Raw genomic sequence first — 25,847 nt, forward strand, 5'->3', positions numbered from 1 at the left:
ACCCTGACATTTGTAATGCCTTTTTAGTGCGCTACACTTGTACCGAGTTTATCGAAGTAAACGCTTTTACAATGAGCTCTCGTTTCCGCTTTGTTCAAAACGAACACCAGTTGTGGCTATATCAAACTCATATTGATTCAGATTGTTATAAACAATATTTTTCTCTGATTATATTTATATGATGTCTCTCATGACCAATAATCGACCTGAGAAATTCTTCGAGGGTAATTTTATATTGACGTGCCCATCCTTTTCGTTGTAACTGATCTTTCGACAAAGTATCAATAAAACTAACTGATGCTTTTCTTACATTTAAAAAATCCGCTAACAACAATTGCATACTCAGTTCATTAAACCGACTGTTGTTCACCAAAAATTCCTGGTCATATCCCCAAAGTTGTATTTTTTCATTCCTGCTCAATTGAAAAGCTCTAAACATTTTTATCCTTTCATGGTCAGTAATGTGCCCGACTATCTGTTTTATACTCCATTTGTTAGGTTTATATCGAAATTTTGCTTTTTCTTCATCAATTGATTGCAGGAATTCTAATGTGGGCAATACCGAAAAAATTGATTGCAACGTATCTCCTTTTGCCAATTCAAAATAGTAGGAGAAACCATCTTTTGGAGTATATTTCATAGTTTGAAATCTAAATGTTCTATTTATTTTCCTTTGGTGAGCGCCAATTTTTTGGAAATATGACAAGTGACGGTTTACAAGCTTCGGCACTATGCGCTGTTACTACCTTAAATGTAATGTTCTTTTTTTAATCATAATTATTCACATAACAAAGTATCAAACTTTATATGAAGTTGTGCCGTACCATAGCGATCTACAGCAACCCATTTGTAACTGACAAGTACATAAGCGTTGCCTCCGTCTATTTCCACCCATTCATCTATTCCTTTTGCACCGTTTTTTAAATCACCTTTAGCGGAAAGCCCCGTAGAAACAACATAACCCCTCCCCTGAACCAAATACTTACACCTGTTTATTTTTACAGCCTCTTTGGCCTGTGATTGAGAAATGAATTTTGATTTGGTTAGTGTAGGCTAGGTCTTATTTACCTGCATTGTCGACATGGAAGTTACACAGGAAGTAAGAAACAAAACCACTCCAATAATTAGATTTAGTTTAATAAACTTAACCATCTTGATCGATTTAATAATGACTCCGCTAAAATTACACAAAACTTTTAAATCCCATTACGGTTTGCTTATGATGAGTTTATGCGTCATTGCGAGAGGAACTTGCCCGCACTGAACGTGGTACACCTAGCCTACCAAAGTGCAATCGAAGTGTCCAGGGGCTCAGCACAGACTTTGTGACAAAGGGAAATCGTCCATTATATAAGGAAGAATATGTTTGAAAAGAATTATGCCACAATCAATTTTTTATTCTTTTCCAGATCTCGTTCAGACCAAAGAATATAACCGGCATTTTTTGCATGTAAAGCATCTAAAAATTCCGATTAGTTTTAGGCATGGATATTTTCATACCTTAGTTATTTATACAGTAATACAGACCAATGACGGCAGACAGGCATATGCTTCGGTCATCCGTCATCTGTCCTCCATCCAAAGCCCCCAAACTTATCAACTTAAAAACTTTGCACTTTGAACCTTACCTCATAACTCCCAACTTTTATTATTTTTACCATCAATAAAACCCGAAGTATGTCCAATACCATAGTAGAGTTAAGAGATGTTGCTATTTATCAACGGGAAAACCTGGTACTTAGTGAAATAAACCTTGCCATAAACAAGGGCGAGTTTGTCTACCTCATCGGAAAGACCGGAAGTGGCAAGAGCAGCTTTATGAAAACCCTCTACGGCGACCTCCCGCTCACCCAGGGCTCCGGGGCGGTTACGGACTTCGACCTCCGGTCGCTGAAAGAAAGGGACATCCCTTTCCTGCGCCGAAAACTCGGTATTGTTTTCCAGGACTTTAATCTGCTTCCTGACCGAACGGTAAACGACAACCTGTTGTTTGTTCTTAAAGCCACAGGATGGAAAGACAAGGAAGAAATGGCGGCCAAAATAGAGGAAGTTCTCGGCCGCGTGGGCATGAAGACCAAGGGTTTCAAGTTCCCGCACCAACTGTCGGGCGGAGAACAGCAACGTGTGGCCATAGCCCGGGCCCTACTCAACGACCCCGAACTGATCCTTGCCGACGAACCCACCGGAAACCTGGACCCACAGACCAGTGTAGAGGTGATGAAGGTACTCAAGGAGATCAACAACACCGGAAGGACCATTCTCATGGCCACTCACGACTATGCCCTACTGCTCAAATTCCCTTCAAAAACCCTGAAATGCGACGGTAGTAAAGTATTTGAGGTCGTACAGAAAAGTGTCTGAGCATAGAGGGTGAGAGGGTGAGAAAGTGAGAGAGTGAGATAAAATTTCTCAATATTACATTATACACCTTACACTAAAAAACTCCAAGACTCCAGAACTCTAAAAACAAAAAAAAGAGCACATATAAAATGTACTCCTTTTCATAAATTTCTTTCGGGGGGTCGAACAGGTTAAACCCATTCGTTAACGTGAGCCCCACCACCGCAGGCCAGTTCCCGACACGAAATGGTGAAGGTCTCGGTGAGGGGATTGTTCCCTACGGAGTCGAAGTTCTCCCTGTATTTCACAAGATAGCCTTCGGTGAAGTTCACCTCTTTGAGTTTGGCATCCGTGTTGCGCTTAATGTAGGTAATCACCCCGTTCTTGCGCTCAAAATTGTTGGTCATCCACTCAAAGAAGAAGGAATCTCCGGTAGATTCTACGGTGAGGCTGATACGGCCTCCGCGTGTCACCGATGAAGGACGACCTGTGGCATCCACTTCCTGGGCCAGGTCGTAATTGGCGCTAAGAATGTTCACTTTCTTGTCGCCAACACTTAAAGTTGCTTTAAATGACATAATACTTAAGATTTAAATAGATAAGGCTGAATTTATAAAACACCGAATCAAACATAAATTACATATCTGTGCAAGGTATTAAAGTCAGAAATATTTTGCAATAGCCCGAAGGCAAAAAACTTCTTTTTCTTTACATACCCCCGGTTATTTTTGCTCCAAAAATTGTACTTTTAAGTTTTAGTATAAAACTCCTCTGCCATGGACAAAAAAACACACTGGGAAAAAGTATATACCACCAAGGAACCCGATGAAGTAAGCTGGACGCAGGAAATTCCCAGTACCTCCCTCGACTTTATTACCTCACTGGCCCCGGACAAAAATGCAAAGATTATAGATATCGGAGGCGGAGACAGCAAACTGGCCGATTTTCTGCTCGACAAAGGATACACCGATATTTCCGTGCTGGACATTTCGGAAAAGGCCCTGGACAAGGCAAAGAAAAGACTTGGAAAGAAAGCCGGGAAAGTAAAATGGATCGTCAGCGACATCACGGAATTCGAACCGGACGAAAACTATGACCTATGGCATGATAGGGCCACCTTTCATTTCCTCACCCAATCCGAACAAATAGAGAAATATACACGTACCGCCCGGCAGGCAATAAAAGGCGCACTGATCCTGGGAACATTCTCTGAGAATGGCCCGAAAAAATGCAGCGGACTGGACATTAAACAATATTCCGAAGGAGAAATGGAACATCTTCTTACCGCCCGGGGTTTTGAGAAAATAAAATGCATCACTGAGGATCACACCACTCCTTTCGGCACTACACAGAACTTCCTGTTTTGCAGTTTTAGAAAAAACTGAAACCAAAAGAGATGCTTCGCAAGATCATAGCTACCGACCACTCCAAAACTACTATCCTTATCCGTATTATGGTCGGGGCAATTTTTCTGTCCGAAGGCATTCAAAAATTTATATACCCGGCAATGCGGGGTGTAGGCCGGTTTGAAAAAATGGGATTCCCTAACCCCGGTCTTTTTGTTTCGTTTGTCGGTACTTTCGAAATTCTATGTGGCATTCTCCTACTCATAGGGTTAATAACGAGAGGAGCTGCACTGGCTATGCTTATCAACATGACGGTTGCCATTGTCATTACCAAGATCCCCATAGCCCTGGGGGAGAGTTTCGGTCCTTTTGCCCTCCGGGAACTCAAATCATACGGTTTCTGGAGCATGGCCCACGAAATGCGGACGGATCTTGCCATGTGGCTGGGGAGTCTGTTCCTTCTGATAAAAGGCGGCGGAAAATGGTCTGCGGATAAAGTTCTGATGACATGAATAAAAATGGAAATCTCAGGGAGGTCGCAAAAGTATTCTTTAAACTCGGACTGATCGCTTTTGGTGGTCCGGCTGCCCATATTGCCATGATGGAGAACGAAGTGGTCACCAAACGGAAATGGATGTCCCGGCAGCATTTCCTGGACCTGGTCGGGGCCACCAATCTCATTCCCGGGCCCAATTCTACCGAAATGACCATGCACTGTGGCTATGAACGTGCAGGCTGGAAAGGCCTTTTTGTTGCCGGAAGCTGTTTTATCTTTCCTGCTGTGGTTTTTACAGGGATCCTGGCCTGGTTTTATGTAGAATACGGAAAAGTCCCGACAGTAGAACCTTTTCTCTACGGTATTAAACCCGCAGTTATCGCCATTATTCTCGGTGCTGTTTATAAATTAGGAAAAAAGGCGCTTAAAAACCGACAACTGGGAGTTATCGGAATGCTGGTCATCATCTTATCCTTTCTCGGTGTCAATGAGATCACTGCCATACTCGGGGCCGGACTTGCCGGGTTATTGTGGTTCGGATTGCTACAAAGAGAAAAAGGCAACAGGTTATTTTCATTTCTTCCTGCCCTGCTTATTAATGCAGGTATGATAACTGCCAAAACGATCTCCAACACCAAACTCTTTTTCGTATTCCTCAAGATCGGCGCAGTGCTCTTTGGCAGCGGTTATGTATTGGTGGCTTATCTCGACGGTGAACTGGTGGAAAAACTGGAGTGGCTTACCAAACAGGAACTCCTGGATGCCATTGCCATAGGGCAGTTTACGCCAGGGCCGGTTTTGTCTACCGCAACTTTTATCGGTTATCAGGTTAACGGTCTTCGGGGAGCACTCGCAGCCACGGCAGGAATATTCCTGCCTTCGTTCTTCTTTGTGCTCCTCCTTAATCCCATCATTCCTAAATTAAGGCAGTCCCGTTTGGCCCGCGGCTTTCTCGATGCGGTGAACATAGGAGCCGTAGGCATTATGATCGCCGTAACAGTCCGGCTCGGCCAGGAGATCCTTATGGACTGGAAGTCCTGGATGATAGCCATTCTCAGTATAGTGATCACTTTTAAATTAAAAAAAGTAAGTGCCGTCTGGATCGTTATCGGCGGGGCGGTATTGGGATATATTCTACACTTCGTTTAATCCGGAACGCCTCCTGCTCTTTCCGCTGTGATTTTTATGGCACAAAAATTGAATAGGTTTGGAAAATCAAACTCTTCTAATGATGAAATCACTTGTTACTTTCTTGTTTTTTCTGGTAGCGACGGCATTGGTCCCGGCCCAGGAAAGCGTTATCGTGGGCACGGTTACCAGTGCGAAAGACAATACTCCGCTTACGGGAGTGAACATTACTATTAAGGGAACTTCCCGGGGAACACAGACCGATTTTGACGGAAAATACAGTATTGAAGCCAACACCGGTGATATCCTGGTATTTTCTTACCTCGGTTTTAAGACCAAAGAGGTCAGGATTAAAAATTCTTCTGTAATTAATGTGGTGCTTAAGGAAGACTCCGCTTCCCTTGAAGAGGTTGTTATTATCAGTGAAGAAGCCGACGAATATGAGGAAGCCATCCCCCCTGCCCCTCCCAGAATGAAAATGGTGAGAGCAGCAGCAATGCATATCGTACCCAGACCCCGGTACCCTCAAAATACAGAATCTTATGCAGAGATAGACGAAAGCGGTTTTTTACAGACCGGTTACAAACCGCTGTCCACGTTTTCCATCGATGTGGACAAGGCTTCTTACAGCAATATGCGGAGAATGATAAACAACGGACAGAAAATACCGAAGGACGCGATAAAAGTCGAGGAGCTCATCAATTATTTCTCATACAATTACAAACAGCCGGAAGACAATTCACCTTTTGCCATTGAAACGGAATTGAGCTCCAGCCCGTGGAACAGGCAGCATCAACTCGTTAAAATAGGTTTACAGGGAAAGAAGGTACCGTTAGACGATGTTCCGCCTTCCAACCTGGTTTTCCTGATCGATGTTTCCGGATCAATGCATAGTCCTAACAAACTTCCCCTGCTTAAATCCGCTTTTAAATTGCTGGTAAACCAGTTACGCTCCGGGGACAAGGTTTCCATAGTAACATATGCTTCGGGCACTCACCTGGTCCTGAAACCAACATCGGGAAAAGACAAAAACCGAATACTGGAAGCCATTGACCAACTGGAAGCCGGAGGATCGACCGCGGGAAGGGACGGATTGCAACTCGCCTATGACACGGCCGAAGAATACTTCATGAAAAAAGGCAATAACCGGGTGATCCTCGCTACTGACGGAGATTTTAACGTAGGCCCCTCTTCGGACAAGGAAATGGAAGAGCTAATCACCGAAAAACGAAAAAGCGGGGTCTTCCTCACCTGCCTCGGTTTCGGTATGGGAAATTACAAGGATTCCAAACTGGAGACCCTGGCCGACAAAGGCAACGGCAACCATGCCTACATAGACAATATGCAGGAAGCACAACGGGTACTGGGCACCGAATTCGGAGGAACACTCTATACCATCGCCAAGGATGTAAAGATCCAGGTGGAGTTCAATCCTGCAAAAGTACAGGCCTATCGTTTGATCGGGTATGAAAACCGCATGCTCGATGACGAGGATTTTAAAGACGACACCAAGGATGCCGGCGAACTCGGAAGTGGCCATACTGTAACAGCCCTGTATGAAATTATCCCGACAGGTGTAAAGAGTAAGTTCTTAAAAGAAATAGACTCCCTGAAGTACAGCAAAGTAAAACCTTCGGGAAATTTTAAAGACGAATTGTTCACGGTAAGGTTCCGTTATAAAAAACCCGACAGCGACACCAGCAAGGAGATCGTTCATGTGGTCAAGGACAGATCTGTATCAGGTTCTCCGGATTTCAATTTTGCAGCCTCCGTGGCTATGTGGGGTATGTATCTCAGGGATTCCGAATATCTGAACGGCACCAAAAAAGAAGATATTATCGCGCTGGCCGAGAAAAACAGGGGAAAAGACCCGGACGGATCCCGCGCTGAATTTATCCGGCTGATGAAAAGTTATACGCGGTAGGTAAAGGATAAAGGTGTCTGAAAGACTTTCAGACACCTTTTTATATTTTAAATTGCAGCAGAAGCTACCTCTGCACTCCTGTCTATCTTTTTCACCAGTCCCTGGAGCACTTTTCCGGGACCTGCTTCGGTAAACAGGCTCGCCCCGTCAGTTATCATCTGCTGTATGCTCTGTGTCCATTTTACAGGAGCAGTAAGCTGTGCCATGAGGTTCTTTTTAATTTCCTCCGGATCGGTAACCGCCGTAGTGGTCACGTTCTGATAAATGGGACATCCGGGTTTGTGAAATGTTGTCTCTGCTATGGCAGCAGCCAGTTCTTCCCGGGCAGGCTCCATTAAAGGGGAATGAAATGCTCCTCCGACAGGCAATACCAATGCTCTCCTGGCACCGGCCTCTTTCAAGGCTTCACAGGCCTTGTTTACAGCTTCCACTTCTCCGGAGATCACCAATTGTCCCGGACAATTATAATTAGCGGCCACTACAATACCTTCGGTCTCTTTACACACCTTTTCAACCACGGCATCTTCCAGTCCGAGTACGGCAGCCATTGTGCTGGGCTGTAACTCACAGGCCTTTTGCATGGCCAGGGCCCGTTTGGAAACCAGTTTTAATCCGTCCTCGAAATTCAGGGTGCCGTTAGCCACCAATGCAGAAAATTCACCGAGGGAATGCCCCGCAACCATATCGGGCTTAAAGGAATCTCCCAGGGTTTTACTCAGGATCACCGAATGCAGAAATACAGCAGGCTGTGTAACCTTAGTCTGTTTCAGGTCTTCGGCCGAACCGTTGAACATAACATCGGTAATGGAAAAGCCCAGTATCTCATTGGCTTTTTCAAAAAGTTCCTTTGCTTCCTCTGATTTCTCATACAGGTCAGCTCCCATCCCTGGGAATTGCGCTCCCTGACCGGGGAATATGTATGCCTTCATAAAATTTCGTATTTGTTTTGGACAAAAATAGTAAATTGTTTATTGGCACGTCCAACCGGTGGTTGGTATTCGGTGATCGGTAATTGAAACACTGATCACCGAATACCGATCACCGAATACCATCTCCCTCCCCGAACCATCCGGAATATTTCACATAGTTATTGGCTATGCGGTCTATTTCGCCGGAAATGAGTTCCTGGCTAATGTCTTTCACCTTCTTCGCAGGCACACCGGCATAGATACTGCCGGCCTCCACCCTGGTGTTCTGCGTTACTACCGCTCCTGCAGCTATAATGCTATTGCTTTCCACCACACAGTCGTCCATGACTATGCTGCCCATGCCTATAAGTACATTGTCGTGTATGGTACATCCGTGTACTATGGCATTATGCCCTATTGAAACATTATTACCGATGTTTGTGGGAGATTTTTGATAGGTAGCGTGGATCACGGCCCCGTCCTGTACATTTACTTTGTTTCCTATCTTAATGTAATGTACATCACCCCGTATCACTGCATTGAACCATACACTGCATTGGTCGCCCATTTGTACATCTCCCACGATCACAGCGTTTTCTGCAATGAAGCAATCTTCTCCCATCCGGGGCTCTTTTCCGTTGACTTTTTTCAGGATCATAATTTTTTCGTTTCAAAGCCTCAAAGTTACGAAGATTTGTTGCCAGTTGCCGGTTCCAAGTTTGCCTGTTTAGGACCGATCATCCCTGGCATGCAAATCTCACCTCTCACCTTCTCACCTTCTCACATCTAAAATCTTATCCGTACCTTTGCATAAAAAATTGGCAATCATGGAAAAGACCACTATAAAAATACAGCCTACCAACAATCCGGCTATTATAAAGTTCGAGGCCAGCAGGTTCCTTCTCGAACAACAGAGCTATGAATACAAGAACATCGATGAGGCCCGGAATTCTCCCCTGGCACAACAGCTGTTCTACCTGCCTTTTGTAAAGACCGTGTTTATTTCCGGAAACTTTGTAGCGGTAGAGCGATATAATATTGTAGAATGGGAAGAGGTGCAGGCCGAAATAGCCGACCAGATAGAACATTACCTGAACAGCGGACAACCTGTGGTCAAAGTGGAAGAAAAAGAGCAGAAACTGCCCTATACCATCTATGCAGAAAGCACTCCCAACCCGGCGGTAATGAAATTCGTGGCCAACAAAAAGCTGGTAGACTCCATTTTTGAATTCAAGAATATCGATGAGGCCAAGGATGCGCCTATCGCCCAGGCCCTGTTCCATTTTCCGTTTGTCAAGGAGGTATTCCTCGACGAGAATTACATCTCTATCACCAAATACGATATTGCAGACTGGAACGACATCACCATGGAGCTCCGGGAATATATCTGGGTGTACCTCGAAGAAGGCAAAACGATCGTTGCTGAAGGCATCAAAGAACAAAAGACCAATAAAAACACGATAGCCAGCCCGCAACATTCCGAAAACCTCGGGGAGACCTCCAAACAGATCATAGATATCATCGAGGAATACATAAAACCCGCAGTGGCCAGTGATGGTGGTAACATCTTGTTTGAATCTTATGACGAGAACGATAAAACCGTAAAACTGATATTACAGGGCGCATGCAGCGGATGCCCTTCTTCGACCTTTACGCTCAAAAATGGTATAGAGACCATGCTTAAAGAGATGCTTCACGACAAGGTAAACGAAGTTGTAGCCATAAACGGATAATTTTTCTGACTTTCGTACGTTAGTATAGCAATACGAAAATCCCAAATTTCAAACCAATAACGGATTACTCCTTTTGGCCCCTGAAATTTGGGATTTATTTTTTTCGATCAACCGGAGGGTTATTAAAAAAGATTGCTGGGAGCTTGATCCGACTTTGTCGGAAAGATTGAATAAGATTGAGCACGAATTAAGATCAATCTCATTCAATCTCTTATAACTTCTCCTATAAAACCGGGAACGCTTTTTCCTTGACTTCCTTATAATCCTGATAGAAATCCCGGAAGAGTTCCAGCAGGTTCATGCTGGCTGTGATCAGGTCTTTGGTTTCCAGTAGCAGGCCGAAGTACAGCTTGGTGTTCTTAGGGCTGGTTTCCGTAGTACGGATACGGTCTATCTGCTTCTGGATAAGGTTGGAAACCCGGTCAAACAACTCCTGTTTTTCTTCCAGTATCGTATCGATGTCTCCAAACGACTCCTTGTCGAAGGTATATTTTATCTTGTCGAACAATACCTGCAGGTCATTGTCTATGCTTTTCAGGTCCCTGATCTGGTTAAACTTCAGGTTTTTGTGATTATTGTTGACGTGTGAATAACTGTTTTTTACGATATACCCTATGGACTGTACCATATCCTGCAGGTTATCGAGCATAAGGATATAGAACTTACTCGCTTCAATGGAAGACTCGTCGAGCGATTTGATGAAATAGAACAGTTCGCCCTTCAGTTCATCTACCTCATCTTCCAATTTCCTGAGGGTCTTTTTGTTTTTCTTCAGCTTTTTGAGCTCCTGTAAGCCCAGGTTATCCACCACCTCGCTATACAGCTTATTGGTCTTTCCGATCACTTTGGAGATATGGTGCGAACTGTCATTGACGATCTCATGTATGGTAATGATGTCTTCGGTACGGAGCTTTCGTTTCTCTTCTTCTTCTTTGGCTTTCCTTGCATGTATCCTGGCACTGCGGTACAGAAGCACGGCTGCAACGATCAACAGTCCGACAAAAGCAACTGTTCCCCCTATACTGAGAAGATAGGCAATAACGGCAGCAGAGATAAAAGCAACGATGGCCGTGAGAAACCAGCCCCCGATTACATTAAATACACCGGCCACCCGGTATACTGCACTTTCCCTGTCCCAGGCACGGTCTGCAAAAGAGCTACCCATAGCCACCATAAAGGTCACATAGGTAGTGGAAAGCGGAAGTTTAAGGGATGTACCTATCGATATCAGGATACTGGCCACCATAAGGTTTACCGAAGCCCTTACCATATCAAAGGCGGGAGCATCTTTTTTCTTCCGTTTTACCTCGGGTTGTTCAAATTGTTTGTCTATTTTGAGTTGTACGGATTTGGGAAGGAAGTAATTAATCCCGATCCCGGCATATACCGAAGTCCTTACAATAAACCTCGACAGGGCATTGGGAGAAAATTTTTCTGCACCGTCTCCCTGCCTGGACAGGTCTACCCCGGTGGCCACCACATCACGTGCCTTTTTGGATGTCCAGAGGGTGATCACCATGACGATCCCGGCAAACAACAGAAAATAAAAAGGCGCCACGATCTCATTGCTGGCCAGTCCTCCCATGGTATACGAATCGGCAGACATACCGGAGCCCGAAAATAATTCGTAAGACTGGAATGCTGCGATCGGCACTCCGATAAAGTTTACCAGGTCGTTCCCGGCAAAGGCCATCGCCAGGGCAAAAGTTCCTATGATAATAATAAGTCTGAGGATATTGACCTTAAAGACACTCATAAGTAACTGTGCGAGCCCTGTCCACAGTACAAAACTTATTCCGATAATCGTCCACTGATGTTCTTTGATCCAGTTGTAGTTTTCGGCAGAAATAAAAGAAACGCTTTTCAGGCCCTTGATCAGTATAAAAAAGGTAATAGCTGTAATAGCCAGTCCGCCGAAGATCGCACCAATATACTTTACCTTTTTTTCAAAGTGGAATGTAAAAAACAATCTCGATATATACTGCACTATGGCTCCCAGCGTAAAGGACAGGGCCACCGACAATAAAATGCTCACGACGATCTGCGTGGCTTTGGTGGTATTGATATAGCTTCCCAGGGTAGCCAGGTCGCCATCCTGCACCAGTATCTTATATATAGCAAGGCACACTGCCGCTCCCAAAAGCTCAAAAACAATGGAGACTGTTGTGGAAGTCGGCAATCCAATGGAGTTAAAGACATCCAGCAGAAGTATATCCGCGATCATCACTGCCATGAAAATAATCATGACCTCGTTGAACGTAAACATACTGGGAACAAATATCCCACTACGCGCTATTTCCATCATTCCACTGGAAAACAATGCCCCGAAAGCTATCCCCGCACTGGCGACGATCATAATGGTCCGGAGCGGAACCGCCTTTGAACCTATGGCTGAATTCAAAAAGTTAACCGCATCATTACTGACTCCTACGACCAAATCTGTTATTGCCAACAGCGCCAGGGCTATTAGCATTACCATATACACCTGTTCCATACGTATTCTTTACAGACGCAAAAGTCTGCTAACTTAATTAAAATAAGGTTAACTTAATGTTACCAAAATATTATGCAGACGTTTATAACGGTTTCTTAATCTACAATTTAAGCAAATTTATTTTAATAATGTAATCAAATTCCTTATATTTATGACTGTTAAACATTTATAAAATCATGGGTTATGGCAGTTTTAAAGGTAATAGAATTAATGTCAAATTCTTCAGAAAGTTGGGAAGATGCCACACAAAAGGCCGTGAGTCAGGCTTCTAAGACTATTAAAAATATAAAATCCGTTTATGTACAAGACCAAAGTGCTATGGTAAGCGGCGATCGGGTAACGGAATACCGGGTGAATGTAAAGATCACTTTCGAAGTAGAGTAAGGATATCCCGGCATTCCCCCTTCCGCTGTAAATTCATAAACTTATTTTAATTAAGTGTTTGAGTTGTTATGGGCGTTTCAAAAATTTTGGAACGCCTTTTTTATCCTATCTTTGGAAGAAAAACACACAGCACGCAGAAGGCTTCCCTTTGCATTTTCTCATCTCTTCTGCTTTGCTAAAGTGCAATGGCCAAAACACCAAGGAAATGTCACAACCACAAGCTAATGACCTGATCCGTGAAACCAGTCCTTACCTGTTGCAGCACGCATACAATCCGGTGGACTGGAAACCCTGGAAACCGGAAATCCTGGACAGGGCCCGGAAGGAAGGTAAACTCCTGGTGATAAGTATCGGCTATGCGGCCTGCCACTGGTGCCATGTTATGGAAAAAGAGAGCTTTGAAGATCCCGAAACCGCTGTTGTGATGAACGGGGATTTTATCAGCATCAAGGTAGACCGGGAAGAAAGGCCGGATGTAGACCAGGTATACATGAATGCCGTGCAGCTCATGACCGGACAGGGCGGATGGCCCCTCAATATCGTGGCACTACCCGACGGCAGGCCGGTATGGGGCGGAACTTATTTCCCGAAAGCGAGATGGATCGCTTCCCTGCAACACATACAGAAACTCTACGAAAAACAGCCCGAAAAGCTCCGGGAATATGCCGACAACATGGAAAAAGGCCTGCAAAGCCTTGAGACCGTTATCCCGGACACAAACAGGCCTCTTTTCTCCGCTAAACAGGTGCAACATTCGGTAAACCGGTGGAAGGATCATTTAGACAGGTCTTACGGTGGGCCCAGGCAGGCACCTAAATTTATGATGCCGTCCAATTTCCTTTTTCTCCTGCATTACGCCTTTCAGTATGAGGATACAGAGATCATGGAATACATAAACCTCAGCCTGACCAAAATAGCCTATGGCGGAGTTTATGACCATGTGGGCGGAGGGTTCTCCCGTTATTCCGTAGATGCCAAATGGCATGTTCCTCATTTCGAAAAGATGCTGTACGACAACGGGCAACTGGTAAGCCTGTATGCAAATGCCTATGCCGTCACAGGCAAGGCACTGTACAGGAACGTGGTCTACGAGACCCTCACCTTTATAGAACGGGAACTGATGCACGACGAAGGGGCTTTTTATTCCTCCCTGGATGCCGACAGTCAAAACGAAAAGGGAATACAGGAGGAAGGCGCTTTTTACGTTTGGAAAAAGGACGAATTGCAACAGTTACTAAAGCACGATTTTCCATGCTTCAGGGATTATTACAACATTAACAGCTACGGCCTGTGGGAAGGGCAGAACTACGTCCTGATCCGGAAAGATCATGAGAAGGAAGTTGCAGAAAAGCACGGCATCACCACCGCTGCACTGTCCGAAAAAATTGTGATGTGGAAATCGCTGCTCCTGGAAAAAAGGGAAGAAAGGCCGCGCCCCCGCCTGGACGACAAAATACTTACTTCGTGGAATGCCCTTATGCTAAAAGGATATGTAGACGCATATAAAACCTTCGGGGAACCTTCCTTTCTCGACACCGCCCTGAAAAACGCCCGGTTTATCACGGAAAAACAACTACGGCCCGACGGAGGACTGAATCGCAATTACAAAAACGGAAAAAGCAATATCAACGCCTACCTGGAAGATTATGCCGCCGTTACAGATGCTTTCCTGGCCCTGCACGAAGTTACCCTTGACGAACACTGGCTCATCACTGCCCGAAACCTGACCGATTACACCTTTGAACATTTTTACGACTGCACCAGCCACATGTTTTTCTTTACTTCCAACGAAGATAAAAGCCTTGTTACCCGGAGTATTGAAAGGTCGGACAATGTGATCCCCGCCTCCAATTCCGTGATGGCTAAAAACCTCTTTGTACTGGCTCATCATTTTGACGATAAGAAATACGCGGAAACCGCCGAACAAATGTTACACAATATGATACCGGGAACGAAGGAACACCCTTCCTTCCACTCCAACTGGCTCGACCTGATGCTACGCTATACCCATCAATATCACGAAGTGGCCATCTCGGGAAAAGATGCACTGAAAAAAGCAAAAAAAATTAATCGCTATTTTCTTCCGAATAAGCTCATTACCGGTGCAACAGGAGCTTCTTCCCTGCCTTTATTGCAAAACAGATTTGTAGATAACAAAACACTTATTTATGTTTGTGTAGATTTTTCCTGCAAACTCCCCGTCGAAAAGGTTAGCGACGCCTTACCCCAGCTAAAAGATGACCGCTAAAGGGAGAAAAACAACGGCAACCCCATAAACGAAATTTAAATTCCCCAAATAATGAACAGTAACAACAACCCTTAAATACATTAATACTATGGAAGATTATTTAAACCAAGGAATTTCAATGCTGGTCGACTACGCACCAAAGGTACTGGGCGCCATTGTAACCATTATCATTGGTTTCTGGATCGCGAGAGTACTTTCCGGTTACGTGAGAAAGCAACTGGAGAAGAGGAATGCAGACCCTTCCCTGACTCCGTTCCTGACCTCTATGGTCCTTATTCTTATCAAGGTATTGGTTCTGCTAAGTGCGGCAGCACTATTTGGCCTTGAAGTCACTTCTTTTGTTGCCATTTTCGGTGCACTCGCATTTGCTGTGGGCATGGCACTTCAGGGCAACCTGAGCCACATGGCGGCGGGAATCCTCATTCTCTTCTTCAAACCTTTTAAGGTTGGGGATTTTATCGTTACCAACGGATATTCCGGAACTGTCAAGGAAATCCAAATATTTACCACCATCCTTACTACGCTGGACAACAGGATCATTATCATACCCAACGGGTCTATAACCAGTGGACCGTTAGAGAACCTCACGGCCAACCCCGTGCGTAAAGTACCCATGACCTTCGGTATCGGGTACCCGGACAATATAGACAAAGCAAGGGAAGTTATAAAAAGAGTAGCGGACGAGTGCCCTTATATAGACCATAATAAACCTGTGGACATTCTTATTTCGGAACTTGCGGACAGTTCGGTAAATTTTGCGGTACGCCCATGGTGTAAGACCGAAGATTTCTGGAATGTACATTTCTATATGCAGGAAAACATCAAAAAGGCATTTGACAACGAAGGTATCGGCATTCCGTTCCCGCAACGGGATATTCATGTGTATAATCACAATCAGGAAGCCAACGCTTAAAAACGTTATTTTTTCTTCTTGGTAGTTACGAAATCCTTGAGGTAATAAGGTTCAAAATAGGCGACATCTTCAAAACCGCCTGTTTTGAACTTTTTTTCTGCCAGCACAGCCATCGTTATTGCAGACGGTGCTTCTGTTTTTTCCGGAAATACAGCATTGGAATGGGATATTACTTCCTTACACTTTTCTGCACCATTTCCTGTAAAATACACTTTTCCCCGATCCAGCCATTCCCGGAAGGAGCCTTCAGATACGATTTCAGCCCTGGTTTCCCGCAGCGGTTCATAATCCTTGCTATAAACAGCGGAATACACCTCCATACGCCTGGCATCCAGCAGGGGTAAAAGAACTCCCTCTTCTATCTTATACTTCGACGCCAATACCTGAAGGGTAGGCACCGCGATCAATGGCTTGTCCTGGGCATAACAAAGGCCTTTGGCCGTAGAAACACCTATGCGCAATCCTGTATACGAACCGGGGCCCATGCTTACGGCCACCGCATCTATATCCGGCACGTCAAGGGATGCCTCCGTCAGGACATCGCGAATAAAGACATGAAGGTTTTCCGAATGGGAGTAATTAACATCATTGTGTTCTTTCGCGGCCAGGGACATACCATCTTTGGCCAGGCAGACCGAACAGTTGGTCGTAGAGGTTTCAATATTGAGAATAACAGCCAATGCGATTTACGATTTTAGATTTTAGTGTTACGATTCCAGATCGGGTGCAAATCTAAAATCTAAAATCGTAAATCCGAAATCTTATAATTCATCCAGGGGAATACCGAAGTAGAATTCCAGCACTTTCAGTTTAAAGATATAGTCGTACTTGGTCCTTACAAGCTCTGCCTCGGCGTTGTCTACCCTGGCCTGGGCCTGGGCAAAATCGAAGCTGTTCATCAGCCCTACGTTAAAGCGTTCCCGGGCGTAGTTATAGGCTTCCCTTCTGGCTTCCAGAGCTTTTCCGGCTGCTTCATAGCTTTTATAGGAGGCACGGGTGTCGTTCCAGGCCTGGTGTACGGCATTGTCCAGGTCCAGCTTATCCTGTTCGAGCTGGTTTTTGCTCCTTTCCAGGTTTACCTGGCTCTTTTTCATAGTGTTCCTGGCCGAAAAACCGTTGAGAATGGGGATATTGAGTTGAAGCCCGTAGGAATGACCATCGTTCATTGTCCATTGATCAAAGAAAGGCAGCGGGCCTCTAACCCCCATACGTTCGCGGGCGGTAACCACTTCTTCCTGGGTTGAGGGAACCACACCGATCGGTACTATATCAAATTCTCCCGTACCCACCGATCTGTCCTGGTAGGAGATCCTGGTGTCATAACCGTAAAATGCCGACAATGTGGGCAACAGGGCTCCCTTTGCAATATCCAGGTCTTTCCGGGCCAGTTCTACATTGGCTTCCGAATATTTAATATCATTCCGAAAGGTCAATGCCTTTTGGTAAATACTTTTGGCGGAATGATCCAGCACATCTGCTTCGGGCAGTACAAAATCTTCATCGGCCACATCGAAATTCTCATAATCATCGATCAGCAGCAACTGTGCCAGGGCAATCCTGGACAGCCTCAGTTCATTTTCGGCATTCACGATCTGTTGTTCCTGTGTGGCCGCGGTAGCTTCGATCTCCAGGAGATCGCCCTTGGGCACTACCCCCGACTCCACCAGTTCCCTGGTCTTTTTAAGATCCTGTTCGGTAACGGCATACTGGGCCTTTGCTACTTCCAGGTTTTCCCTGCTAAAGAGCACCTGTAAATAACCATTGGCCACAGAAAGGGAAATATCGTCTTTCATATCTGCCAGTTTATAGCGATTGGCAAGGATATTCAGGTTGGCCCTTCGTAGGGTATTGACGTTCTGCAGCCCTTTAAAAATATCCACATTTATCACTCCCTGCGCGGATGTAAACTGAGTGGTCTGGTTTTCCAGTATCCCGGTGGTGATATTCTGGTTCAACCCGATATTCCAGGAGTGGGACACCCCTATTCTTGCCGTCGGAAGAAAATTACCTACCGCGCTTGATTTGTCGATCTCGGCATCCTCTGAATCCAGTTCGGTCTGCTTTACATTTATATTGTGCTTTATGGCATAATCTATACAGGCCTTAAGTGTCCATTTTTTGGCCTGGGAATGTACAAGGCCGGCAGTTAAAAGGAAAGTTAGCAGTATTATTTTTGTTTTCATAAGGGTTAATTGTTTTTTTGGTTTGTCGAGGCAACTGCCATACAGTACTGTATATCGGGTCCCGGTTTTTTACCGGGAGTTCAAATCCCTGCCGGAAATCCGTTCCTGCTTTTCCCGGCATTTCCTGTAAAACCCGGAAATACGCTGCTCCGTATGGCTGCGGCACGAATTTACATTATTTTTCGTAACCCTGTAAGCGGATACCGTCATTTATTAACAGGGAAAAACGATCCTGCCCGGGGTCCCATTCCGTATCTTCCTTAGTTACTTGCTGTTTCTTTCTTTTCGGGCTCGGTCTTGTTCCACACTTTTACCTTGTCACTTTCTGACAGGCCGGAAATGATCTCTATATTAATCCCATCCGAGATCCCGGTTTCCACATCCTTTCTTTCGAATTCCTGATCGCCCACTTCTACCTCCACATAAGGCTGTTCGGTTTCGCGGTCAAATTGCAGCAGGGCTTCCTTAATGGCCAGGACACTGTCTTTCTTTTCCAGGGTCAGGGAAGCATTGGCACTGTATCCGGCCCTGATGAAATGGTTGTCTTCTATAAATACATCGGCTTCGATCTTAAACTGTACTACCCCTGAGGAGGTCTCCTCTTCTTCATTCCATTTGGGGGCCACGAATTTCAGTTTTCCTTCAAATTCTTTGTCCGGTATGGCTCCGAAACTGATCTTTAATGGCGATCCCACTTCGAGCTTCCCTACTTCTGCTTCATCTACCATACCTTCGAATATCATTTTAGACAGGTCTGCTATACTTGCTATGGTAGTACCGTCGTTAAAGTTGTTACTTTCTATAACCTGGTCCCCTATTTTCACGGGGATCTCCAGAACGGTCCCGGCAATGGTGGCTTTTACATCCGTATTGGCACTGGTAGATCCGCCGGCAGACCCCTTTCGAATGATCTGGAGATCGCTCTGGGCATTGGCGAGTTCCTGTTTGGCCTGATTGTATGTAAGCTCTATATTGTTGAATTCCTGGGAAGAGATCACCCCTTTTTCAAAAAGCACCTTGTTCCTGTCATACTCTATCTTAGCATTATTCAGAGCAATATTTGCATTGCTTACCCTTCCCCTGGCAGTGTTCAGGGTCTGTTCGTTGGGCACCACCTTGATCTTGGCAATGAGGTCACCGGCCTGTAATTTGTCTCCTTCCTCTACCAGGATCTCACCAATAATTCCGGATATCTGGGGCTTGATAGCCACTTCGTCTTCCGGTATCACCTTTCCGGTGGCCACGGATTTTTCCTCTATACTGGTTATGAACGGCGACTCGCTTTCGTAAGTGATGGGCGACTTACTGTTGGATTTTATAAAGTATGCGGCCGCAAATAACGCTGCTATGATAAGGACAGCGATTCCTATGTACTTTAAAATTTTCATCTATGCTTGCTATTGGTTATTTAATTATTTTTTTTGAAATGCCTGGTTTGTCTGATCTTCCCGGGCTGATCATTCTTGTTTTGAGGCGTACGGCCGTACGTCTCTACGGGAACAGGCAGGGCCTATTCCTCGCGCAGGGCGTCGATCGGTTTTATGCTCACTGCTCTCTGGGCCGGGATCAGGCCTATGAGGGTTCCCAAAGCCACCATAACGAACAGGGCCACAAAAATATAAGGGATGGGCACTGTGGGATTGGTGTATGGAAAACCGCTGCTTCCCTGGGTCATGACATTGATTATGGCCAGGACAAAGGCCCCCAGGATGATTCCCAGTATACCCGCCACTATGGTAAGGAATACGGACTCGAGCAATATCTGCCCCCTTACTTCGCCGGGGGTAGCTCCCAAAGCCCTCCTTACTCCCAGTTCGCGGGTACGTTCCTTAACCGAAATAAGTAATATGTTCCCGATAGCGATCACCCCTGCAATGATGGTCGCAAGCCCTACGAAAAGCGATAAAAAGTTCAGCCCTTTGGCAAAACCGAACATCTTGGCAAAGGCTTCTCCCAGGTTAAAGGACCCGAATGCCCTTTCATCGTCGGGATGCACTTTATGCTTTCGTTTCAGCATGCGTTTTACATCTTTTTCAAGGGCCACAATATCGGCTTCGTCATAAGCGGCTATGGCAAGCAGGCCTACATTGTCTCCTGTATTGAACATCTTTCGGTAGGTGGTATAAGGCATCATCAGGGAGTTGTCTCCTTCAAAATCTATATTTTCGGATTTCTTATATATCCCTATCACCTGGAAACTCACATTATCCACTTTTATATAGCTTCCTATGGGATCCTCATTCCTATCGAACAGGTCGTTACGTACACGCTCTCCTATCACACAGACCCTTCTCTCTTTATTTATGTCGGATTCGTTCAGGAAACGGCCTCCTTCATATATCTTCTTTTTGAATATCTTGTCTATTTCCGGATAATCTGCAAATGCAGTATAGGACCCGGTCTTCATTCCACGGGATACCTGTGGGGGAGTCCCTCCAAAAATTCCCTTTACATTCCGGGGAGCGATAAACTGGATATCGGGTAATTTATCGCGAAGTTCCTCGACATCATCGAGTTTAAGTTGAACAGGCCTTCCTATTTTAAACCCTTCATAGGGCATGCTGGTTTGTTGTGTCCAGACAAACATGCTGTTGTTGGCAATGCCCTGGAACTCCCGTTCAAAACCGTTGTCCAGTCCTTTGGTGGCCCCGGACAATGCGATATAGACAAAAATCCCCCAAAGCACCCCGATCACAGTAATTACCGTACGCACCTTGTTTTTCCGGATGGAGCCGAAAATTTCCTGCCAGGTATCCCTTTCAAAAATAAACCGCATGCTTTTGTGTCTTATCTGTGTTAAGTATTCTATTGATTCATTCGTCCCTCAGTGCCACAATGGGCTTTACCCTTGCGGCTCTTCTGGCCGGGACATAACCGGCTATGACCCCGAAGAGTATCAGGATCAGGGTCGCCGTGATCACCACGTCCATTCCTACCTGAGGATTTGTGATGAAATAGTCTTCTTTAAAACTGTTCCCCATGATGCTCAGTATTCCTACTCCCAATACTAGTCCTATATATCCTGCAATTGTGGTAATGAAAATGGATTCCTGCAATACCAGTCCGATCACAGATGCAGGGGTTGCTCCGAGTGCTTTTCGTATTCCGAGTTCCTTGGTGCGTTCCTTGACCACAAACACCATGATATTGCTTATGCCAATAACCCCGGCGATCAGGGTTCCGATGCCCACAAAGATCACCACCCACTGCAAAACATTGGCAAACATCATATTTCGCTTTACAATGTCTGCAGTATTCCTCAGATATATACCATTCTGGTCCTGAGGGGCCACTTTGTGTTTTTCTTTCAGATATTTAAACAGACTGGTATCAAAAGCCATGGCACCGGCATATCCTATGTCGGTCTTATAGGTAAGGATGATCTGGTCTATCTTATCGGTTCCTTTATCGAGAAGCTGCCGGGTAGTGTAGGGCATATATATATACCGTTCTTCATTATCCCCTCCATCATCCTGAAAGACGCCGACCACTTTATATATTACTCCTCCAACTTCGAGGAACTTACCCAAAGCATTCTCAGACCTGCCGAACAGGTCGATCTCCACCAGCCGCCCGATGACAATGTTCTTGGCCTGGTCCTTTATATCCTTTTCATTGATATAGCGCCCTTTCATTATGATGGTTTTCTCCATGATCTGGTGAGAAGGAGCCACAGCCCGTGTAGTATAAGTGTTGGATTCGCCTTTATATCGGGCCAGGGCACTTTTGGAGATCCTGGGAGTGATATGATCGAGATAGAGGGCGAAGTCTTTTTTTATATCTTCCAGGTCGTCGTTCCGGAACTCGATCTGCCTGTCTTTTTTAAACCCCTTGTAAGGCATGGAAGTACGCCCCGGAAAGATAAAAAAGGTATTGGTGGCATCGTCCATAAAAAATTCGTTGAAGGTGTTCTTCAACCCGTTGCCCATACCGAAAAGCACGGTGAATATAAAGATTCCCAGGGCCACAGTAAACCCGGACAGGAAGGTCCTGAGCCTGTTTTTGCTTATGGTCTGGAATATTTCCTGCCAGCGGTCCCTACTGAACATATTCTAAGGCCCTTACTTGTTCTACAAAGGTGTCTTCCACGATCACACCGTCCTTGAGATGAACGATGCGCTTGCACATATTGGCAATATCGGGTTCGTGGGTCACAATGAGAATGGTCTTTCCTCCGTCGTTGATTTCCTGAATGAGGTCCATGATCTCATATGAAGTTTTACTGTCCAGTGCCCCGGTAAGCTCATCGGCCAGCAACACCTTAGGCTCAGCTGCCATGGCCCGGGCAATGGCCACCCTTTGTTTCTGTCCGCCCGAAAGTTCACTGGGAAGATGGTCCGCCCATTCTTTTAACCCTACCTTTTCGAGGTATTTCATTGCTTTTTCCTGCCGCTCCTTCCGGTTTACCTTCTGATAATACAACGGCAGGGCCACATTCTCTACGGCACTTTTATAATTGATCAGGTTAAAGGACTGGAAGATAAAACCGAGGAATTTGTTTCTGTATTTTGCGGCTTTGGTTTCATTGAGGTTCTTTATGGGTACACCGTCCAGATTATATGCGCCGGAGTCGGCTTCGTCTAGCATGCCCAGGATATTGAGCAAGGTAGATTTCCCGGAACCCGATGATCCCATGATAGCTACAAGCTCCCCTTCTTTTATGGATAAATTAAGTCCTTTAAGCACATGAAGGGAATTGCTTCCCATGCGATAGGATTTGTGTAAGTCTTTGATTTCTATCATACCGGTGAGCTTATTTTATGACAATGTACCTATAAAAATATGCATTCTCTATTAAAAATGCGTTAATCTTTATGCAGGTTACACTCCTTTAGACTCACCAGATGGCAAATTGTTACGTGCTGAAATGTAAAAAAAATGTTAATTTTTTGTTCTTTGTTCCCGTGAGTTTAAAACTCGCGGATCATTTATTCATTCAACAATCTGTAAATTAAAATAGCGGCCCGTTTGGTCTGGGCTTCGAAAGTATTGAGGTTTATAGTCTCCTGCGGGGAATGGGCTCCTCCTCCCATAGCACCGAGACTGTCCAGGCAATCTACATATTGTGCTACAAAAGATACGTCTGCCGCTCCTTTTTCCAGTGGGTCCACACCTGCTACCGGCCCCATTCCAAGGTCTGTACTCACCTGGCTCAGTTTTTCGAGCAGTTCTTTATTACCTTCTGTGGGTTCCATGGCGGGGTAACTATCTATAAATGTGATCTCCGCATTGGTTCCCGGAAGGTTCTGGCTCACAATCTCCCTCATTTTAGCCCGGGCATTTTCTTTCTGCTCTTCAGATATAAAGCGAAGGCCACCGTCTACAACGGCTTTTTTGGCCACTACGTTCGATTTACCAAAAGAATTCCCCTTGCTCAACACCTCATCGTAAGTCACATCGGTCCCGCCGAGCACTGCCCCCGGGTTAAAGGTAAGGTACTTGTCTCCGCGTACTTCGTTGTAAAAAGCATTGAGAATACGGGACATTTCGAAAATGGCTCCTGCCCCCACATCTTTACTGAAAATATCGGCAGAGTGTGCCTGTTTTCCGGTCACTTCCACTTTCCAGCCGGAAGAGCCCCGCCTGGCCATAGTAGCCTCCCCAAATCCGCCGGAGGGCTCAAAACCGAGGGCTACATCGCTCCGTTTGGCTGCTTCGATTAGGTCTTTCCGGCTTATTGACAAAGGTTTCCCGGTAAATTCCTCATCTCCCATAAGGGCAACAATGACCTGCCTGTCCTTCAGCAACCCGTTTTCGCGAAGGGCCTTCAGGGCATAGAGAATGATCACATCTCCCCCTTTCATGTCATTGGCCCCGGGGCCATGGGCCATACTGTCGTTGATCTTTTCGAGCTTCTGGAATGGGCTGTCCTCTTCAAAAACAGTGTCTATATGGCCTATAAGAAGTACTTTCTTTCCTTTTTTTCCGGGAACCTCTGCAAAAAGATGCCCGGCGCGGCTCATTTCTTCGGGCATATCTATCCACCGGGTATTAAAGCCAATATCGTCAAAGGCCTGCCGGAAGACATCCCCTACTTCCCGCACTCCTTTGTGATTCATGGTGCCGCTGTTTATATTGATCACTTTTTCCGTAAACTTTAGCTGTTCTTCCATATTTGTGGCTATGGTCTTTGCGATCTTTTTTTCCGTGCGGGACATGTTCTGGCCATAGGAAACGGAAAGCGCAAGAACGGTTATACCGAAAAGAATGTTACGAATAGGCATTGTTGATCTGTTTTTCGTTTATGAAATAATTTGCAGTAACTTATTGCGATGCATATCCCACAAGTTTCTATAAATATTTACAAATTCAGGTAAATTTAATCATTATTAGTGAATGGCCCGGATAATATCGTGTTTGGTGATAATGTGATAATTATCATTTCCGAAGTTTATCAGGATGGCGCTGTTGTCTTTATTGATTAATTTAGAAACTTTATCCACAGGAGTTGTCCTGTCAATGACAGGCAGCGGGGGCCGCATAATTTCTTTCACCGGTTTGTTGGCCACATCCTTGTTTTCCACATAGGCCCGGAACAGGCTGGTTTCATCTATGACCCCGACAAAACCGCTGGCATCTTTTACGGGGATCTGGGAAATATTGTATTTACGCATGCGTTCGATAGCGTGATACACAAGTTCTTCCGTCTGCACAGTGATCAGCTCCTGGTCATTGCGCACCAGGTCCTCGGCCTTGGTGACCTCTTCGTCCAGGAATCCCCTTTCACGCATCCAGTCGTCGTTGAACATCTTTCCGATATACCGGCTGCCGCTGTCGTGAAACAGTACCACAACCACATCATCGGGCTTAAAGTGTTCCTTTAGTTGCAGGACTCCCTTTATAGCCGCCCCTGCCGATCCTCCTACAAATATCCCCTCTTCCTTGGCCAGCTTCCGGGTGTAGACCGCAGCGTCCTTGTCCGTGACCTTGGTAAAACCGTCGATAATGGAAAAATCCACGTTTTCGGGCAGGAGGTCCTCCCCTATGCCTTCGGTGATATAGGGGTAGATCTCATTTTCGTCAAAGACACCTGTTTCGTGATATTTTTTAAACACCGAACCGTAAGTATCTATACCCCATATCTTAATGTCCGGGTTTTGTTCCTTGAGGTACTTTCCTACTCCCGATATGGTGCCCCCGGTGCCTACACCCACTACAAAATGGGTGATCTTCCCGTCGGTCTGCCGCCATAACTCGGGCCCTGTCTGTTCATAGTGAGCAAGGCTGTTGGACGGGTTATCGTACTGATTCACATACCACGAGTCCGGGGTTTCTTCTGACAGGCGCTTCGCTACGGAATAATACGACCGCGGATCGTCGGGTTCTACGCTGGTGGGACACACAATGACCTCGGCACCTACCGCCCGCAGGATATCTATTTTTTCTTTCGACTGCTTGTCGTTGATCACACATATGAGTTTATATCCCTTTACAATGGCCACAAGAGCCAGTCCCATACCCGTATTCCCGGATGTACCTTCTATAATGGTCCCCCCGGGTTTTAACAGCCCGCCGGCCTCTGCATCTTCTACCATCTTTACGGCCATACGATCCTTGATGGAATTGCCGGGATTAAAGGTTTCCACTTTGGCCAGCACCAGTGCATCCACCTCCCGGGTGATCTTGTTCAGTTTTACCAGCGGAGTGCTGCCTATGGTACCGAGTATGTTGTCTGCGTAGTTCATGGGTCTTTTTTTATGAGGTGACGTAGGAGTGTATGATTTATGACGTAGGACCTGGTTTATCTTAC

22 protein-coding genes are annotated in these 25,847 nt (G+C 45.5%); 9 read left to right on the plus strand and 13 right to left on the minus strand.

The window, feature by feature from the left end; translation table 11 throughout:
• Window positions 1-145 precede the first annotated feature (145 nt).
• Window positions 146-640, minus strand: coding sequence for a DinB family protein (locus KN811_RS15765; RefSeq protein ID WP_187966917.1), 495 nt, complete (start codon window positions 638-640; stop codon window positions 146-148).
• 1,037 nt (window positions 641-1,677) lie between these two features.
• Here KN811_RS15765 and KN811_RS15770 point away from each other — a divergent pair.
• A complete protein-coding gene (locus KN811_RS15770; protein WP_187966918.1) occupies window positions 1,678-2,361 on the plus strand; it encodes a cell division ATP-binding protein FtsE in 684 nt (227 codons plus the stop codon).
• A gap of 170 nt (window positions 2,362-2,531) precedes the next feature.
• Here the strand turns inward: KN811_RS15770 and tssD are convergent, their stop codons facing one another.
• On the minus strand, window positions 2,532-2,918 hold the full coding sequence (gene tssD / locus KN811_RS15775) for a type VI secretion system tube protein TssD (protein ID WP_187966919.1): 387 nt from the start codon (window positions 2,916-2,918) through the stop codon (window positions 2,532-2,534).
• Window positions 2,919-3,116: 198 nt separating this feature from the next.
• Here tssD and KN811_RS15780 point away from each other — a divergent pair, with 198 nt between their 5' ends.
• The 4 genes from KN811_RS15780 (at window position 3,117) to KN811_RS15795 (ending at window position 7,234) form a co-directional block, all read left to right on the plus strand.
• Window positions 3,117-3,725 (plus strand): class I SAM-dependent methyltransferase, encoded by a 609-nt coding sequence (locus KN811_RS15780; RefSeq protein WP_187966920.1) that lies wholly within the window; start codon window positions 3,117-3,119, stop codon window positions 3,723-3,725.
• Between the two features lie 11 nt (window positions 3,726-3,736).
• The gene (locus tag KN811_RS15785; protein ID WP_187966921.1) at window positions 3,737-4,198 is read left to right on the plus strand and encodes a DoxX family protein; all 462 of its coding nucleotides are present in this window, start codon (window positions 3,737-3,739) and stop codon (window positions 4,196-4,198) included.
• Window positions 4,195-5,331 (plus strand): chromate efflux transporter, encoded by a 1,137-nt coding sequence (gene chrA / locus KN811_RS15790; protein ID WP_187966922.1) that lies wholly within the window; start codon window positions 4,195-4,197, stop codon window positions 5,329-5,331. Before KN811_RS15785 ends, chrA begins: the two co-directional genes overlap by 4 nt.
• 82 nt (window positions 5,332-5,413) lie before the next feature.
• Entirely contained in the window at window positions 5,414-7,234 is a 1,821-nt protein-coding gene (locus KN811_RS15795; RefSeq protein WP_187966933.1) for a vWA domain-containing protein, read from the plus strand.
• A gap of 47 nt (window positions 7,235-7,281) precedes the next feature.
• Here the strand turns inward: KN811_RS15795 and fabD are convergent, their stop codons facing one another.
• Entirely contained in the window at window positions 7,282-8,163 is an 882-nt protein-coding gene (gene fabD / locus KN811_RS15800) for an ACP S-malonyltransferase (protein ID WP_187966923.1), read from the minus strand.
• Between the two features lie 109 nt (window positions 8,164-8,272).
• Window positions 8,273-8,800 (minus strand): gamma carbonic anhydrase family protein, encoded by a 528-nt coding sequence (locus KN811_RS15805; RefSeq protein ID WP_187966924.1) that lies wholly within the window; start codon window positions 8,798-8,800, stop codon window positions 8,273-8,275.
• A 169-nt stretch (window positions 8,801-8,969) separates the two neighbouring features.
• Between KN811_RS15805 and KN811_RS15810 the strand changes: the two genes are divergently transcribed.
• Complete coding sequence (locus KN811_RS15810) at window positions 8,970-9,875, plus strand: NifU family protein (protein ID WP_187966925.1); 906 nt, start codon at window positions 8,970-8,972, stop codon at window positions 9,873-9,875.
• Window positions 9,876-10,098: 223 nt separating this feature from the next.
• On the opposite strand, the gene KN811_RS15815 is transcribed toward KN811_RS15810, so the two are convergent.
• Entirely contained in the window at window positions 10,099-12,369 is a 2,271-nt protein-coding gene (locus tag KN811_RS15815; RefSeq protein ID WP_187966926.1) for an inorganic phosphate transporter, read from the minus strand.
• Window positions 12,370-12,552: 183 nt separating this feature from the next.
• Between KN811_RS15815 and KN811_RS15820 the strand changes: the two genes are divergently transcribed.
• The 3 genes from KN811_RS15820 to KN811_RS15830 all read left to right on the plus strand — a co-directional run bounded on the left by KN811_RS15820 (window position 12,553) and on the right by KN811_RS15830 (window position 15,914).
• Window positions 12,553-12,753, plus strand: a complete 201-nt coding sequence (locus KN811_RS15820; protein ID WP_187966927.1) for a dodecin family protein — start codon at window positions 12,553-12,555, stop codon at window positions 12,751-12,753.
• Between the two features lie 205 nt (window positions 12,754-12,958).
• Window positions 12,959-15,001 carry a thioredoxin domain-containing protein gene (locus KN811_RS15825; protein ID WP_187966928.1) on the plus strand — a complete coding sequence of 681 codons (2,043 nt, stop codon included), beginning with the start codon at window positions 12,959-12,961 and terminating at the stop codon, window positions 14,999-15,001.
• Between the two features lie 88 nt (window positions 15,002-15,089).
• Window positions 15,090-15,914 (plus strand): mechanosensitive ion channel family protein, encoded by an 825-nt coding sequence (locus tag KN811_RS15830; protein ID WP_187966929.1) that lies wholly within the window; start codon window positions 15,090-15,092, stop codon window positions 15,912-15,914.
• Window positions 15,915-15,919: 5 nt separating this feature from the next.
• On the opposite strand, the gene tsaB is transcribed toward KN811_RS15830, so the two are convergent.
• The 8 genes from tsaB to KN811_RS15870 all read right to left on the minus strand — a co-directional run bounded on the left by tsaB (window position 15,920) and on the right by KN811_RS15870 (window position 25,782).
• Window positions 15,920-16,594, minus strand: a complete 675-nt coding sequence (gene tsaB, locus KN811_RS15835) for a tRNA (adenosine(37)-N6)-threonylcarbamoyltransferase complex dimerization subunit type 1 TsaB (protein ID WP_187966930.1) — start codon at window positions 16,592-16,594, stop codon at window positions 15,920-15,922.
• Between the two features lie 81 nt (window positions 16,595-16,675).
• The gene (locus tag KN811_RS15840) at window positions 16,676-18,097 is read right to left on the minus strand and encodes a TolC family protein (RefSeq protein WP_216334889.1); all 1,422 of its coding nucleotides are present in this window, start codon (window positions 18,095-18,097) and stop codon (window positions 16,676-16,678) included.
• A 260-nt stretch (window positions 18,098-18,357) separates the two neighbouring features.
• On the minus strand, window positions 18,358-19,485 hold the full coding sequence (locus tag KN811_RS15845; RefSeq protein WP_187965787.1) for an efflux RND transporter periplasmic adaptor subunit: 1,128 nt from the start codon (window positions 19,483-19,485) through the stop codon (window positions 18,358-18,360).
• 122 nt (window positions 19,486-19,607) lie between these two features.
• A complete protein-coding gene (locus KN811_RS15850) occupies window positions 19,608-20,873 on the minus strand; it encodes an ABC transporter permease (protein WP_187965788.1) in 1,266 nt (421 codons plus the stop codon).
• Between the two features lie 37 nt (window positions 20,874-20,910).
• Window positions 20,911-22,146: an ABC transporter permease gene (locus KN811_RS15855; RefSeq protein WP_187965789.1), complete on the minus strand. Its 1,236-nt coding sequence runs from the start codon at window positions 22,144-22,146 to the stop codon at window positions 20,911-20,913.
• On the minus strand, window positions 22,136-22,840 hold the full coding sequence (locus KN811_RS15860) for an ABC transporter ATP-binding protein (RefSeq protein ID WP_187965790.1): 705 nt from the start codon (window positions 22,838-22,840) through the stop codon (window positions 22,136-22,138). The genes KN811_RS15855 and KN811_RS15860 overlap by 11 nt, the downstream gene beginning before the upstream one ends.
• A gap of 185 nt (window positions 22,841-23,025) precedes the next feature.
• Window positions 23,026-24,321 (minus strand): M20/M25/M40 family metallo-hydrolase, encoded by a 1,296-nt coding sequence (locus KN811_RS15865; protein WP_187965791.1) that lies wholly within the window; start codon window positions 24,319-24,321, stop codon window positions 23,026-23,028.
• 105 nt (window positions 24,322-24,426) lie between these two features.
• The gene (locus KN811_RS15870; protein WP_187965792.1) at window positions 24,427-25,782 is read right to left on the minus strand and encodes a pyridoxal-phosphate dependent enzyme; all 1,356 of its coding nucleotides are present in this window, start codon (window positions 25,780-25,782) and stop codon (window positions 24,427-24,429) included.
• Window positions 25,783-25,847: the final 65 nt, after the last annotated feature.

Origin of the sequence: Sinomicrobium weinanense, assembly GCF_018863395.1 — a bacterium.
Classification (GTDB): Bacteria; Bacteroidota; Bacteroidia; order Flavobacteriales; family Flavobacteriaceae; genus Sinomicrobium; species Sinomicrobium weinanense.